This window comes from Terriglobia bacterium (genome assembly GCA_020073185.1).
In the GTDB taxonomy this organism is placed as follows: domain Bacteria; phylum Acidobacteriota; class Terriglobia; order Terriglobales; family Acidobacteriaceae; genus JAIQGF01.
Genome location: JAIQFT010000048.1, coordinates 17,345 through 32,677 on the forward strand (window position 1 = coordinate 17,345; position 15,333 = coordinate 32,677).

The 15,333-nt window shown below is 62.0% G+C and carries 10 protein-coding genes; 6 read left to right on the forward strand and 4 right to left on the reverse strand.

Translation table 11 applies throughout. The features are described 5' to 3' along the window. Window positions 1–6 precede the first annotated feature (6 nt). Entirely contained in the window at window positions 7–3,612 is a 3,606-nt protein-coding gene (locus tag LAN64_15690) for a response regulator (GenBank protein ID MBZ5569280.1), read from the forward strand. A gap of 92 nt (window positions 3,613–3,704) precedes the next feature. On the opposite strand, the gene LAN64_15695 is transcribed toward LAN64_15690, so the two are convergent. Beyond that, window positions 3,705–4,628: an MBL fold metallo-hydrolase gene (locus LAN64_15695; GenBank protein MBZ5569281.1), complete on the reverse strand. Its 924-nt coding sequence runs from the start codon at window positions 4,626–4,628 to the stop codon at window positions 3,705–3,707. Window positions 4,629–4,850: 222 nt separating this feature from the next. Between LAN64_15695 and LAN64_15700 the strand changes: the two genes are divergently transcribed. Next, entirely contained in the window at window positions 4,851–6,236 is a 1,386-nt protein-coding gene (locus LAN64_15700) for an IgA Peptidase M64 (protein ID MBZ5569282.1), read from the forward strand. A gap of 56 nt (window positions 6,237–6,292) precedes the next feature. Here the strand turns inward: LAN64_15700 and LAN64_15705 are convergent, their stop codons facing one another. After that, window positions 6,293–7,213 carry a GAF domain-containing protein gene (locus LAN64_15705; GenBank protein MBZ5569283.1) on the reverse strand — a complete coding sequence of 307 codons (921 nt, stop codon included), beginning with the start codon at window positions 7,211–7,213 and terminating at the stop codon, window positions 6,293–6,295. Between the two features lie 379 nt (window positions 7,214–7,592). Here LAN64_15705 and LAN64_15710 point away from each other — a divergent pair, with 379 nt between their 5' ends. The 3 genes from LAN64_15710 (at window position 7,593) to pgsA (ending at window position 11,749) form a co-directional block, all read left to right on the forward strand. Continuing rightward, window positions 7,593–10,616, forward strand: coding sequence for a hypothetical protein (locus tag LAN64_15710; GenBank protein MBZ5569284.1), 3,024 nt, complete (start codon window positions 7,593–7,595; stop codon window positions 10,614–10,616). Between the two features lie 197 nt (window positions 10,617–10,813). After that, window positions 10,814–11,164: a hypothetical protein gene (locus LAN64_15715; protein ID MBZ5569285.1), complete on the forward strand. Its 351-nt coding sequence runs from the start codon at window positions 10,814–10,816 to the stop codon at window positions 11,162–11,164. Then, window positions 11,165–11,749 (forward strand): CDP-diacylglycerol--glycerol-3-phosphate 3-phosphatidyltransferase, encoded by a 585-nt coding sequence (gene pgsA, locus LAN64_15720; protein MBZ5569286.1) that lies wholly within the window; start codon window positions 11,165–11,167, stop codon window positions 11,747–11,749. 54 nt (window positions 11,750–11,803) lie between these two features. Here pgsA and LAN64_15725 read toward each other — a convergent pair whose 3' ends face one another. Then, window positions 11,804–13,216, reverse strand: coding sequence for a hypothetical protein (locus LAN64_15725; GenBank protein MBZ5569287.1), 1,413 nt, complete (start codon window positions 13,214–13,216; stop codon window positions 11,804–11,806). 133 nt (window positions 13,217–13,349) lie between these two features. After that, entirely contained in the window at window positions 13,350–14,447 is a 1,098-nt protein-coding gene (locus tag LAN64_15730) for a transglutaminase-like domain-containing protein (protein MBZ5569288.1), read from the reverse strand. 268 nt (window positions 14,448–14,715) lie between these two features. On the opposite strand from LAN64_15730, the gene LAN64_15735 reads away from it, so the two are divergent. Then, complete coding sequence (locus LAN64_15735; protein MBZ5569289.1) at window positions 14,716–15,240, forward strand: DinB family protein; 525 nt, start codon at window positions 14,716–14,718, stop codon at window positions 15,238–15,240. The last annotated feature ends 93 nt before the right edge of the window (window positions 15,241–15,333 follow it).

A 15,333-nucleotide genomic window follows, 5' to 3' on the forward strand; every position in this document is an offset into this window, starting at 1 on the left:
ACTTCCATGAGCAGCAGCTCACTTGCAGATCTAGCGCCGCGCAGGCGAGCCATTTACTTCGCCACCATTGTGTTGTTGGCCATCGCCTATGCGTTGTTGCAGCTCGACGGGTGGCACGGCAGCGCGTACCTGCATACCCTGATGGAGCTGGCGGCCACGCTGCTGGCGCTGATCGTGGGCATCCTGGCCCTTGTGCGCTTCTACAGTAAGAAGGAAAACACGTTCTTATTTATCGCCACCGGCTTCATCGGCACTAGCCTGCTTGATGGCTATCATACGTTTGTCTCCGCCCCGGTTTTCACGCAGTTTTTCCCCTCCCCGCCGCCGTCGCTGATTCCCTGGAGCGGGTTCGCCTCGCGCCTCTTCCTGTCCGTCCTCCTATGCCTGAGCTGGGCGTTCTGGAGGCGAGAATCCGGGCAGGAAGAGTCGCGCCCCGTGCCGGAACACCTCGTGTACCTCCTCGTGGGCACATGGACGCTGGCATGCTTTCTGTTTTTTGCCTTTGTCCGCCTGCCTGTCGGCTACGGCCCGCTTCCGTTATTCCACCGCCCGCAAGAATTCCTGCCCGTGGTTTTCTCCCTGCTGGCCGCCGCTGGATATCTGCGCAAAGGACGCTGGAAGCGCGATCCGTTCGAGCACTGGCTCGTACTCTCCATACTCTTGTGGGTTGCCCAGGCCCTCTACATATCCACCTCCGACAGACTTTACGATGCGGTGTACATTGCCTCGCACGTCCTCAAGATTCTGTCTTATACGGCAGTCTTTGTCGGGCTGACGGTGGCCATGTTCCACCTGTTCCTCGCCGAAGAAAGCATCGTGGCGCAACGCACCGAGAAACTGCGCCAGGAGATAGTTGAACGCAAGCGCGCCCAGGAACAGAGCGCGGAACTGCTGGTGCGGGAAAAACGGGCCTGGGAAAAAATGGAAGAGGAGCGCAGCTTCGCCGATGCGGTGATCCAAAGTTTGCCGATGATCTCGGCGATCTTCAACCAGCAGGGCAAATGTTTGCGCTGGAACAGAAGTTTCCAGGATGTTCTCGGATACTCCGCGGCCGACGTGCCGAACATCGAAATCTTGGATACGGTGGCGGAAGAAGACCGGAAATTGGTGCAGCGGAAAATCCAGGAGGCCTTTGAGCAGGGAAAATCTGCTGCAGAAGCCTCCCTGATCACCAAGAACGGCACCAAGATCCCTCACTATCTGACCTCGGCGCGGGTGCTGTTTGGCGGCCAGCCCTGCATCGCGGGCGTAGCCGTGGACATAAGCGAGCGCAAACGCGCGGAAGAAGAGGTGCGGCTGCTGGCGACAGCGCTGGAGTCGGCGGCGAATGCGATCGTTATCACCGATCCCAATGGCACGATTCAATGGGTGAATCCCGCATTCACTCTGCTAACTGGCTACAGCCTGGAGGAAGTGGCAGGAAAGAACCCGCGAATCCTAAAATCCGGGGAACATGATGCGGCCTTCTACAAAAACCTGTGGAACACGATTCGCGAAGGAAAAAACTGGACGGGGGAGATTACTAATCGAAAAAAGGACGGGAATCTTTATATTGACCAGACGACTATCGCCCCGGTCGTGTCCGCCGGCGGGGAGATTACCAACTTTGTGGCGATCAAGCAGGACGCCACGCATCGCAAGCGGATGGAAGCTGAGATGATCAGCTCAAAAGAGCTCGCCGAGGCCGCCAACCGCGCCAAGAGCGAATTCCTCGCCAACATGAGCCACGAATTGCGCACTCCTCTCAATGGCATCCTGGGAATGCTGGAATTGGCGCTCGACACGGAATTGAACTCAGAGCAGCGGGAATTTCTCAGCCTGGGGAAGTCTTCCGCCGACTCCTTGCTGAGCCTCATCAACGACATCCTCGATTTTTCCAAGATTGAAGCCGGGAGGCTTGAGTTCGAGTCTATCGAATTTGACATCCGCAACACCCTGGAAACCGCCTTGAAGGTCCTGGCTCCGCGCGCCCATGAAAAGGGGCTGGAGCTGAACTGCCACGTGCCCACGGAGGTTCCCGCCATGCTGGTGGGCGATCCCGGCCGCCTGCGCCAGGTGATCGTGAACTTGGTGGGCAATGCCATTAAGTTCACCGAAGTGGGGGAAGTGACGGTCGATGTTGCCCTGCAATCGTCGGAGAACCACAGTGCGGTGCTTTACGTCACCGTCACCGATACCGGCATTGGCATCCCCGCCGAAAGGCAGCAACTCATTTTCGACGCGTTTGCGCAAGGCGATGGTTCCACCACCCGGCGCTATGGAGGCTCCGGCCTGGGACTGACCGTCTCACGCCGCCTGGTGGAAATGTTTCAAGGACGCCTCTGGCTGGAGAGTGCGGTGGGGAAAGGCAGTACTTTTCATTTCACCGTACAGGTTGGCATCGGAAGCGGCCCTCGCTGGGGTGCGCCGTTGCCGCCGGCGAACCTGGCCAACGTGCCGGTACTCGTGGTGGACGATAACTTCACCTCCCGGCGCATCCTGGGAGAACTGCTTGCGCGCTGGCACATGAAGCCTACACTGACAGAAAACGGCGCGGCGGGCCTCGCCCATCTCCGGCGGGCTGCGGATGCGTGCCTGCCATTTCCGCTCGTGCTGGTGGACTCCAAGATGCCGGAAATGGACGGCTTCACTTTCATCGAACAGACGAAGCAAGATCCGCGCCTGACCACCTCGGCCATCATGATGCTGACCTCAGCCGGCCAGCGCGGCGACGCCGGACGCTGTCGAGAGTTGGGAGTGGCCGCCTACCTGACCAAGCCCATTGGACAAGCGGAGCTGCTCAGTGCCATCCGGCAAGTGCTGGGAACCAAGGCCGAGAATGCCGACCCATCCTCGATCCTGGTCACGCGCCACTCCATGCGCGAGCGCAAGCTGGGTCTTCGCATCCTGCTCGCGGAAGACAACCTGGTAAACCGGACGTTTGCCGTCCGCCTGCTGGAGCGACACGGCTACCTGGTGGAGACGGCGTGTGATGGTAATGAAGCGGTACGAAAGTTGCTCCTTGAGAGCTTTGATCTCGTCCTCATGGATGTCCAGATGCCGGGGATGGACGGATTCCAGGTTACTGCCGCCATTCGTGAGAAGGAAAAAACCCGTGGCGGCCACCTGCCTGTCATCGCCATGACCGCCCACGCGCTCAAGGGAGACCGCGAACGATGTCTGACCGCGGGCATGGACGGCTACGTATCCAAGCCCTTCCGCATCGAGGATCTGATCAGCGAAATTGAGGCTCTTCCGTCAGTTCCGCACGACAACCTTGCCTGGCAACGCGATCAGGCTCTGCCTTACGTGAACGGCAATACGGATTTGCTGGATGAATTGCTACGCGTCTTCATGGCCGAGTGGCCCGAAACCAAGCGCCGGCTGCACCAAGCCTGCGAGCAGCGCGATCCCGCCGCACTGGCCGGAGTGTCCCACATGCTCAAGGGCGAACTGCCTTGCCTGGGATGCGCCGAAGCCGGCGCCTTGGCCGGAAAAATCGAAGCCTTGCTGCGCGGCGACCAATGGGATGCTGCCCAGCCCGAGCTCGCGCGGCTGGAGGCTAACTTAGAGGCTCTGGTGAAGCAGTGGGGGGAAGCGACGGACCAGCATGCGGCTCCTCGCCGCCCATGACGATCCCGTGACTTGGGAAATGCTCGTGCTCAGCCCGAGGGCGGCATGAGATCTACTTGGTTCGCATCGGCAAGCTCAACCTAAGCTGCAACTCACTTGATGACGGCCACCCGGGCGTGCTGCTTTCTGGGTTTTACCGCGACCTCGCAGCCTTCATAGGCGCAGAAGACGTCCAGATCATAGTTGCGCGACGCCGCCAGTGCCCGCGCCCTCTCCTCGATTTCCACCACCTTGTCGTCGTTGTGCGTCGGGTCGTGATGGGTCAGGGCCAGTTGCCGCACCCCGGCGGCTCCCGCCAGTTCCACGGCGTATTCGAAGCTGCTGTGGCCCCAGTGCTTTTTCTCCGGCATCTCTTCCGGCGTGTACTGCGCGTCGTGGATCACCAGGTCCGCGTCGCACATGAATTCTGCATGACGCCGGTCGCCCTCATGATGGATGGATTCCATCTTCCCCGGCTCCGCTCCTGGCCGCCAAAGCAAGTCGCTGAAGGGCTCGTGGTCGGCCACGTAAGCCACCACCACGCGGTCGCATTCGATGCGATATCCCAGCGTCGCTGCCGGATGATGCAACGCCTGTGTGCTGACGCGCACACCGTGGAAATCGAAGACGCCCTCGGCCAAGTGGCGGTACGCAATCTTCGCCGGCAGTTCACTCAACTCGACCGGAAAGTACGTCGTTTCCATCTGCCCGGACAGTACATGGGACAGCGAACCGGTCACGCCCAGCGGCGCGCAGATCAGGATTTCATTTCCCGCCTGGAAGGCCGGCTTGAAAAACGGAAATCCCTGGATGTGGTCCCAGTGGGTGTGACTGAGCAGGACGGTGGCGCGGATCCGCGGGAGCCCCTTCAACATCAGGTGATGCCCCAGCAGGCGCGCGCCCGTGCCGCAGTCAATGATGAACCGCCGGCCCGCCTGGCTCACAACTTCCACGCATGACGTGTTGCCGCCGAAGCGCACCGTCTCCGCTCCCGGCGTCGCAATCGAGCCCCGTGTACCCCAGAATCGAACTTCCATGTCCAACGTTGCTCCTGCGCTGACACTCGCGGCGGTGTCTGAAACAACCTGCTCAGTCCGCAACGAGGGGGAGATGGCCGACTTTGGGGGATGGGCTCGCCGACCCGAGCGCCCCTATGATGCCCATACTCGTCCTGCAATGCAAGAATAATGAATTGCACCGCCTTCGCCACCGCCTCTACCAGTCACTCACCACTGGCTACTGTGTACAATCCCCGCATCATGAAAAAGCTCTTCCTCGCTGCCCTTCTCTTGTTCGCCCTTGCCGCCCTTGCCGCTCCCAAAACCATGCGCGTGGACTACTACCACACCGGTAACGATCACCAGGAGATGTTCTCGTTCGACCGTATCGTGATCGAGCCCACGCCCTGGCCCGGCGACCCGCGCAAGAATATTGACGACACCAATCTCGGTAAGTACTTTGTTGAAGTGCGCGACCGTGCCACCAACCGCATCGTGTACTCGCGCGGCTTTGCGTCCATCTTTGGCGAGTGGGAAACCACCGAAGAAGCCAAGCAGATGAACCGCACTTTCTCCGAGTCGCTGCGCTTCCCCACTTCCGTCGCGCCGGTGCAGGTCAGGATCATGAAACGCGACGCCAGCAACGCGTTCCGTGAAATCTGGTCCACCACGATTGACCCCAAGGACCAGTTCATTGACACTTCGGCGCCGCCCTCGCCCGGCCCGCTGATGGCCTTGCAGAAATCGGGGGATCCCGCCTTTAAGGTTGACTTCCTCATCCTTGGCGACGGCTACACCGCGACCGAGCTTCCCAAGTTCGAGCGGGACGCGCGCCGCTTGACGGAAATCCTCTTCTCAACCTCACCGTTCAAGGAACATCGCGCCGACTTCAACGTTTGGGCGCTGTGCCCGACCTCCGTGGAATCCGGGATCTCGCGCCCCTCCACCGGCATTCATCGCCGCACGCCGGCCGGAGCTACCTACGACGCCTTCGGCTCCGAGCGCTACATTCTCACGTTCGAGAATCGTCGCTTCCGCGACATCGCCTCCTTTGCGCCTTACGAGTTCGTTGAAATCCTGGTCAATGGCGCGACCTACGGGGGCGGCGGCATTTTCAACCTCTACAGCACCGTCGCCGCCGACAGCCTGTGGTCGCCTTACGTGTTCGTCCACGAGTTCGGCCACCACTTCGCGGGCTTGGCGGACGAGTACTACACCTCGGATGTTTCCTACCTGCCGCCGACGCACAAGACCGAACCCTGGGAGCCGAACGTCACCGCCCTGCTCGATCCCGCCGCGCTCAAGTGGAAGGACATAATTTCGCCCGGTACGCCGGTTCCATCGCCGTGGAGCAAAGAGGCGTTTGAGGCCTACGAGCGCGATATTCAGGCCCGCCGCCGCGAGATCCGCCGCCAGCGCCGCCCCGAATCCGATATGGACGCCCTCTTTACCGAAGAAAAGAAGCACGAAGACCAGCTGCTTTCCTCCGACAGATATTCGGGCAAGGTCGGCGTCTTCGAAGGCGCCATGTACGAGGCCAAGGGCTACTACCGCGCGCAGGAGAACTGCATCATGTTCACGCGACACGATGCGTTCTGCGCCGTGTGCCGCCGCGCCATTGAACGCGTCATCGCCCTGTACACCTGAAACGCCTATTTTGGAGGATGCGGTAGGACTGCAACTCTGCCCACGCAACCTGCGCCTCACGTGTTCGTAGTGCTGGCTGCGCTGATGAGTTCCGCCAGGAGTTCGCCCAACTCGCGCAGCAGCCCGCCATGTTGGTCGCCAAAGGCATTGGGCTGCTCCGCGAATACCTCCAGCACGCCGAGAGCATTGGTCTTGCGCATGATGGGAACGCTGGCGGCGGAGCGGAGGTGAACCGATCGCCAGATGGAGGAATTCAAGCGCGGGTCTTCTTCAGTATCGCTGCAGATTACCACTTGACCGCTTACGGCCGCCTCGCCGGTTAATCCCTCTGGAGCCTGGAAATGCAATCCGATTCGCGGCGCGACGCCCGCACTGGCGCGGCAGATCCAATCTTCCCCTGCTACGACCGCCACCGCCGCGCCGCTGGCCGGGAGTAACTCGCGGGCGGCGGCGGCCACCAATTGCAACCCACCATCGGTGTCGTTTATGCCTTCCCACAGCTTGTACTTGAGTACCGCAAGCTTGTCCGCGGCTGCCATCGGAAGAACCGGCGCACCAAGAATGTTCGGGACGGTCTTGGCCGGCGCTGGCTCCGCCGCCCGGTCGCCTGAGGCTTGCGCCCCCGAAGCCGCCGTGGTTGGCGGGGTGGTGGGAGCGGAGATCGGTTGTATGGCTTTCCGGCGAACCCGCGACTCGTCCACATCGTCGACATAGGTATCTTCCGGAAGATCGAAAAACACGAACTTTCCCGGATCCAGGTTTTCCAGCCCTCCCTGCTTGCGATCGGCGGCCACCCACCGCACGATGAAGCGGCCGTGACGGCCTTTGTAATCTATCGTGATTTCGTCGCCGATTCGGAGGCTCGCCTCCACACCGCCCAGCCGCGCGCCCATGCGGCTGAAGTCCAGCGTGTGTGCCAACTGTGAGAAGGCCTTCCCGTTCGCATCGTGGCCGGCGATACGAACGGGTAATACCATCCCAATCCGCTGATGTTTTCTCTCCCCCATTGCGCTCGGTTGCTTGGGCCCTTACTCGTCGGCATCCTAACCCAAATTCCGCCGCCGCCGGTAATGTGATTAAGCAGGCGCCGCATCTCGGCATCGGCCCAGGATGCTCTCCCGTCGACTCATCCACCTCCCATTCCCCGCTATTCCAAGCCAACCTTGACGGCCTGCCAACTCTTCCAAATCTGGAACAGTTTATTATGTAATCTCAATCGGTTGACAGCAGCTCTCGTTTGGATCATGTTGTGTGTGCGGCACTCAGCAAGTGGCATTTTCAGGTGAGGCCATTTCGGTCTCTGCTCCATCATTCAATCCGCACCCGTTGCGGCGGAGTACACGAGTCCAGTGGCGGATGCCGATTCGCATCTCCAGCCTCGACCCGAACACCGCCTTCTCCGAGATGTGCGAGACGTTAGTTGTCAATCTCCACGGCGCCGGCGTGCGCTCCCCGGCTGCCGGAGCGATTGCCACTACGGTCCACCTCGAAACCGGCGACCATCGCACGGCCACCGGATGGATCACTGATTTCGAGCCCCTCGGCCGAGATGCCAAGTGGTGGCTCCTCGGCATCGCACTCGAACAGCCAACAAATTTCTGGGGCGTTCCTAAGCCGCCCGACGACTGGATCGAACCCTTGCCCCAGGTCGCACCGCCGACGCCGCAATCCCCCGAGCGGAAGTTCAGCGTGTGGCCCGGAGCTTACGGACCGCAGCCAGCGCATCGGCAGGCACCCGCACTCGTCGAAGTTGCGCATCCCTCGCCACGCCAGCCCAGCGATCCAGCCGCGCTCTTTGCGCGTCTACAAGCCGACTTGGAACGCCGTACCGAGGAGTACTGGACTAATTTCCGCAGCGAGATCGAACCGCGCTTGCTGGAGTCCACCAGCGGGCTGCAGCAGGAACTCCACGACAGCCTGGCCGCCTGGCGCGCCGAGCGCACCATCGTCGAGGGCAAACTCCAGGAACTTCTCGCCGTTCGCGATGAGGTCGCCGCCCGGCTGGGGTCCATCACCGGCTTACTTCGCGAACAATCCGCGCCCTTGCGCGAGGAGATCATCGCTGAGGCACGGGCGCAGGTGGACAAGCTGATCAGCGATTTCCAAGAGCGCCTCCGCGGAGAGCGCCAGGCTGCGGGGACCGCTCAGCACCCGCTGACGAACGCGGCGGAGGAGCAGTTTCAAAGGAAAACGGACACCCTCCTGCAGCAGTTCCGCGATCGCAGCACCAAAGAGATCGCCGGCCTGGCTTCCACCGCCATGGACCGCCTCGAGCACCAGCTCAAGGCCAACCTGGGCCAGGCGGCGGAGAAGATCCACCAGGAGCTGAGCACGGAACTGCAGCAGCGGCAACAGGCGGCCTCGCAGTCCGTCGCCGGACACATGGAAGACCTGCGCACCTCGGAGGTGGCATTGCGCGACCGCGTGCGGCAACTGCGGGAGGAGTTGTCCACCCAGTCCGAACACGCCCTGGCGCGGTTGCGCGTCCAGGTACAGGAGCTCGGCGATAAGCAGGAACAGGAGCTTGCCGACCGTCTGAAAAAACGCGACGCGGCCTCGCAAGCGGCGCTGCAAACCTTGGGCGGGAGCATCCTGATGTCTGCCAAGCAACAGCTGCAAGCGGAACTGGAACGCCAGCAGCAGGAACAGGCCGGCTCATACCCGTCTTTGCGGGCCGGGGTGGAACGGCTGGAACGCCATGCGGCGGATCTGGAGTCGCGCCTCGACGAGGTTCGCCAGGCGCGCGAGTACGTGGAATCGCTCTTCAAAACGCTTCCGGAAATGATTCAACAGCGCGTCTCGGAGAGCGTTGCGGCCGCCATCGAGCAGATGAGCGGCCCCGCGCAAGATCAGTTCACTATGCGCGTGCAGAGCGAGATCACAGCGTTGGAGCGGCAGGTGCATGAGATTGCCGGGCAAGTCGGCGCCTCGCTACGCGGCGAGCTGGCTGCCGACCTTGCCCAGCGCGATCAGCAGTGGCAGTCAACCTTGACCGCCAGCCTGTCAGAGTTGCAGGCCCAGGCGGCTGCCATACGCGAGGAGGCCGGTCGCATCGGCAGGAACTTCGAGCAGCAACGGGAAACGCTGCTGGATTCCGCCAATACTAAGTTGCGGGAGTTGGCGGAGCGGGACAGCACTGTGCGGCAGACCTTTCAGGCGATCACGGCGGGCCTGGACAGCAAGAAGGAAGAGATTCTGGCCGCGGCGCAGTCCGGATTGGAGCAAACGCGCGCCGGCGAGACTCATCTGCGCCAGGCCGCCGACGAGGCGAATGCCGGCCTGGCCGCACGCACGCAGCAGTCGTTGGAATCGCTGAAGACTTCCCTGCAAGCCACGGTATCGGAGCGCGAGCAGCAGTTGCAGCATCTCGTCGCCGAAAGCCAGAAGCAGGCCGAAGCGCTCCTCCAGCAGCGTACCGCGGCGGCCTCGGCCGCCTTGCAGGAACAACTGCAACAGGAGTTCGAACGCCGCCAGCAAGCCTTCGACCAGGCACGTGCTTCCGCCGTCGGACGGTTGGAATCATTGGATGAGCGCGCGGACCAACTGACATCGCTCGTGGACGTGGAACTGCAGAAGCGCGCCGAGGGCTTCGTCAACGAGGTGGTATCCGACGCCACGCTGCGCTTGGATGCGGCCGGCGAGAAGCTCCGCCAAGCCAATCTTGCGCGGGCCCAGGCCGAAATGGACACCCTGCTCGACGAAAAGCTGAAGACGGACGCGGACGAACTGCTCACCAAGGCGGTCGCCGGAGCCGCGGAGCAGTTGCAGGCTCAGGCGAACTCCGCCCGCCGCGAGCAACTGGCTCGCACCCAGGCGGAACTCGACCGTCTGCTCGGCGGGGTCGTGCAGCAGGCGGCGGATGCCGGTTCGGAATTACGCCGCGCGATCGAGGCGCTACAGCAGGGATTTGCGCAAACCAGGATGGACAGCGCCGAGATCCACAGCAAGGTTGAGCAGGCGCAGGCCTGCCTGGCGAGGCAGACGGAACAGTTTCATAAGACGCTGCACGATGCCTTCCTCGAGGCGGCCGGAGAGATTAAGGGACGCGTGCGCCAAGCGGTGGAAATGGCCGAAGAGCCCATCGATCGCCGCAGCCGGGAAATCCAATCGAAAATGGACGCGGTGGCGCAGCAAAAAGCCGGGGAGTTGCGGCTGCTGTTCGATGAGGCCCGCGATCGCCTGCAGACTTCCGCCAAGGCATCGGAAGTCGAAGTCGAGGGCGCGTTGCAGGAGCAACTGGCGCAAGCCCTGCAGACATTCCGCGAACACGCGGAGAAGCTGGCGAAAAACTCCATGGAACGCTGGCAGGCCGCCATTGGCGAGACTTTGACCGAGCTTCCGCGCATGCTGACGGAGAAGTTCGGCATCGAGGACCATTAGATTTTCGCCGGACTCTTGAGGTTGATGGGCGCAGAAGCGCGCGGCGCCAAACGCATCGTGAGGCGTGAACATGATGCAGTCCTGCGGCACGCGGTAGCAGCGCTGGCCGCTCCCGGCCATAGTCAAGGAGCAGCCAGCGAACCAATGCGGGCCACTGACCGGTTGCAATCTCGGTGCGGCGCGGTGACAATCGAATCGTGCCTAAATCCGCCGCAGCCGCGATTTTTGCCCGGGGCGCCGTCGTCCTGGTGACGCTCAACAGCCCGCGCGAAAAATTCTGGGGTGCGGTGCTGGAACTCACCACCGCCGGTCTGGGCGTGCGCGGCATCGACCTGAACTCCTTCGACGACTTCGCGCTCCTGGTGCGCGACGGCGAAGCGGTGGCCGCGAGCGCCGTGTTTTTTCCCATGCACCGCATCGAGCGCATCGAACTCGACACGCGCAACGGCAACATTCCGTCGTTGGCCGAGCGCTTCGCCGCCAAGAGCGGCTGCGACGCTGCCGCAATCCTCGAACTCGCCCATCCCGCCGCGGAGCGCGTGCGCTAAATGCTTCGCCAGCTCCTTACCGCGCCCAACCAGCTAACGCTGATGCGGCTGATTATCATTCCCTTCATCATCATCAACATCGTGGACAACCAATACCGCTGGGCACTGCTGCTGCTGGTGATCGCCGGCTTGAGCGATGGACTGGACGGCCTGTTGGCGCGCACCCTGCATCAGCAGACCAAGCTGGGCCAGTACCTGGACCCCATCGCCGACAAGTTGCTGCTGAGCACGCTCTTCCTGGTGCTCTCCATCCTTCACCGCATCCCGTGGAAGTACACCGTGCTCGTCTTTAGCCGCGACCTGTGCATCCTGATGACCTGCGCGGTGCTGTACGCCACCACCACGATTCGCGATTATCGCCCCAGCATCTTCGGCAAGATCAACACCGGCGCACAGGTGGTCACTATTTTTTTCGTGCTGCTGTTCCAGGTAGACTCCACCGCCTGGATCTTTTACAGCCGTAAGGTGGGGCTGATCGCGACCTTCGTGTTCACCCTGGTATCCGGAATCCACTACGTCTTCCAGATCGGGCAGCGGCTGCGGCATTACGAGCGCAACAACAAACCGGCCCCGACCGCACAGTGAAGTCAGCTCGCGCGTGGCTGAGATGCGGCAATCAATCGCGAAGGGCGAGCGTTTTCACTTCTCAGTCGGGATATGCTCGTCGCGGGTTCCCAGTCCGATCACCATGGACATATCCTTGGCGTAGATAACATCGCGCCCGCGCGTCAGGAAACGCGAGTACACCGACATAGAGGCGCCGTACACTCCCATCCCGGTCCCCAGAGCCCGCGAATGTGCCAGGGCACCCACGATCATGCCCACGGCCTTATAGCCGGAAGCGCCGTTGGCCGCCGCTCCACCGGCGTCGCCGCCGTTGTCGTGCAACCTGGCATCATGATCGGGTGAGGCCGAGGAGGCCGCCAGTGCGACCGCAATTCCGGTGGTCAGGTACCGGGTTTTGGGTGTCGTCACCTGCGCCCCGCCTTCCGAATCAAGGGCAAGATGCTGCTCTTTTGCGACCGCCACCGCTTCCAGGCTCGCCTGAATCTGCTGCTCCACCCCGCTCGGCGGAACGAGCTGATGAAACACGATGCGGAGTTGGCCGTTGCGGCCCAGCCGCCGCGCCGGCCTAGCTTGCAGCACCGTCCCTTTCAGCCGGCTGCCCTGGGGCACGAACAGGCGGTCTCCCACGATCAGGGGCTGCGTGATCACCGCCTCGACCGGGTCGCCCTTTTTCGACGATGCCGAACTCAAGGGCGTGGCCAGCATAGCGTGCACCACCGAACCCGGCGGTGGAGGAGTGCCGATCGCGGCCAACGCTTGCGGCATCACCGTTTCGCGGCCGAAGTCCAGGGCCTGATTCAGATCGACATCGAACGCTGTTCCCGCGTCCATGTACTGGGGATGGTAAGGAAGCTGGGCGATCGCCATGCGCTCCGCCCGGTGGACTTTGTCAGGCTGATGCCATTGCTGCTTGGCGACATCCCACTCCTGCTTGATCTGCTGCCGCGCTTCACGAACTTTGTTGGCCGCCAGGGTCTTGCCGGCGTTCGCCGCCCCGGATTTGTCACTCGCGGGCACGAATTCCAGCACCCCGCTGGGCGCCGCCGACACGGTTGTGTTCAGCGCGATCTTGCGCCCATCCGCCAAACGCATCTGGTCGAATTCGACCTGCACCTTGCGATACGGTGAGAGGTTTGCATTCATCGCCGCCAGGACACGGGTTTTCTTCGACACCTGGTCGATGGCCGATACCTTACCCGCCACCTCGCTGCCCGCGGGCACGACCAACTTGTCGAAGGCGTACACCGGTTCCAGCAGCTTCCCGTGGACCGGCTGACCCACCTGCTTGATCCGCACTTCTTTGTCCAGCGCCACCTTGAGCGGAGTTCCCGCCGGAACGACCAGCGCAATGACTACCGGCGCCGGCGCGGACGTGCCATTCGCGGGCGCTGCTGGAGCCGGTGCGGTCGTCCGCGGGATCAGAACCTGAGCCCAGCCACCTAGCGACACCTCGGTCAACACGATTGCCCAAACAAGGCTTCGCACAGTTGTTTCCTCTCTTTTGAGCACACCCCGTTGCTACGGAGTATACGCGACCCCAGCAGCCGCGCTCCACCAAACCCGGAAACAGTCCGAAGGTTGCGACTCCTGCCGCATTCGGGCAAGCGGGTTAACTCCGTCAGGCCGATGACGAGATCTCCTTCGAGGTGATTTCGTACTTAAAGTTGTCGGGATCGAGACTATCGAGCCGACCGTCGGCGGTTTCCGCCTGCGGATACATGAGGAAGGCAACCGGCGCACCGCTCGATCCGGGCAGAGCGACATCGTGGGCGAAGTTGTATGCCATCCAGTTCATCTCCCAGGACCCGAACAGCCGTGCACGGGCCTTCTTCACCATGTTGTCGCCCAGGGGACGATTCCCCGGCGGTTCCTCGAGCACGACTTTGCGCACGTCGGCGGGATCGACAGGAACCCAGCCGAATCCGCCGAGGTACACCTCGGCACGGCAGTGCTGCGCTTTGGTGATTTTTTCCGACGCAGCCCCCAGGCTCTTGTATCCTAGCTCCGACTTGGCAACGCGGATGCCGTACACGTCGCGCGCCGGCAGGCCCGCAGAGCGCGCCAGGCCCACGTACAGCGCGTTGAGATCGGCGCACTTGCCGCCCAGGTCCCGGGACTCCAGCATGAAGCGGATGTCACCCAGTCCGCAGCCGCGCGTCTTGGGGTTGCGGAATGTGTTGTCCACGATCCATTCGTAGATGGCGCGCGCCTTCTCGACGTCGGTCTTGGCGCCGCTGATGATAGGCACCGCCGTCTCTTTCACGATGCCGCCAGTCGGGATGAACTTGGTTGGCTGCAGGAAATGCTGCAGCTCAGCTTTATTCGCTTTGGGTCCCCGGTCCGGCTTCGACAGATCCACTGCGTAGTTCTGGGTCGCAATCCGGCTGGTGACCGTCAGCACGGGTGGCACGCCGGCCGGAAAACTCGCCGCGACCAGGCCGAGCCCGTCGGACTTGCTCTCGACGATCTCCGCCGTACCGCCTTCGGCCGTGAACTTGTTGGAGAACGACTTCTGGAAAGGCGTGCTACTGATGAGCGCTGTCGGAAGCCATACGCGCGTCACTCCGGAAGGCTTCAGGACTTCCACGCGCGTCGTCACTTCAAACATGCGCCAGCCATCTGACGGCGAGGGCACAGCAAACAGGCGTCCCGGATTCGGGAGCGCGAGACCAGCGCATACCATGCCCGCAGAGCGCAGAAAATCACGACGCTTCATAGGCTTGCTCCTTCGATTACTTGGCGTAACGTGGATTAAGGACCGGAAACGACCGACGGGCGTTTTAGGAGAGGCGGGTTCAAGTAAAACCGCGGAGCTGACCCCACATGGTGACGAATAGGATGCACGCCCGAGGGAGATGGTTCAAGCGTTTTTTTCGCGGCACTGGTGTAGTTTCAAACTGCACCAGTACCACCCTTTGCCTTGCAAGGTTGTTGTATGTCGGCGCACAATCGCATACTCACAATCCCATACGAAGAGAAGTGAAATGACGCTCACCGACGTGCTCCTGCATGAAGCGGAAGTGACTTACGCCATCACAGAGAAGTTGTTCCGTCGTGTCGCTAATGGGGAGCTTTCTTGGAGGCCGGCAACGGGCAAGAACTGGATGACCGTCGGACAGTTGATGATGCATTGCGCCAGCTTCGGGTGTGGCAAGGCCATTCAGGGCTTTGTCAAAGGAGACTGGGGGCTGCCTGAGGGCAGTCAAGTCGAGGGCCTGGGCGCCGAGCACCATGTACCACCGGTAGCGGCACTGCCCAGCGTTGAAAGTGTCGAGCAGGCGCTCAATCTCCTGGCGGGGGACCGGGACATAGCGCTGGGTTGCATCGCGGAAACGAAGGAGGTCGAACTGCTGACCAGAATATTCGCTGCACCCTGGGGTGGTCACGAGGTATCGTTGCTCCAGCACCTGCTTCAGATGATTGCGCATCTCGGCCAGCACAAGGGCCAGCTCTTTTACTACCTTAACAGCCCGTGGTGCAAGTCTGGATTCGTGAGCAGAAAGTGCTGAAGTATCCACAGGCTTCATTCGTAGAATGCGCGCATGGCGATGGGGACGCGCAAGCAGCGGGAGAAGCAAGAGGACATCTGGATAGCGCACACG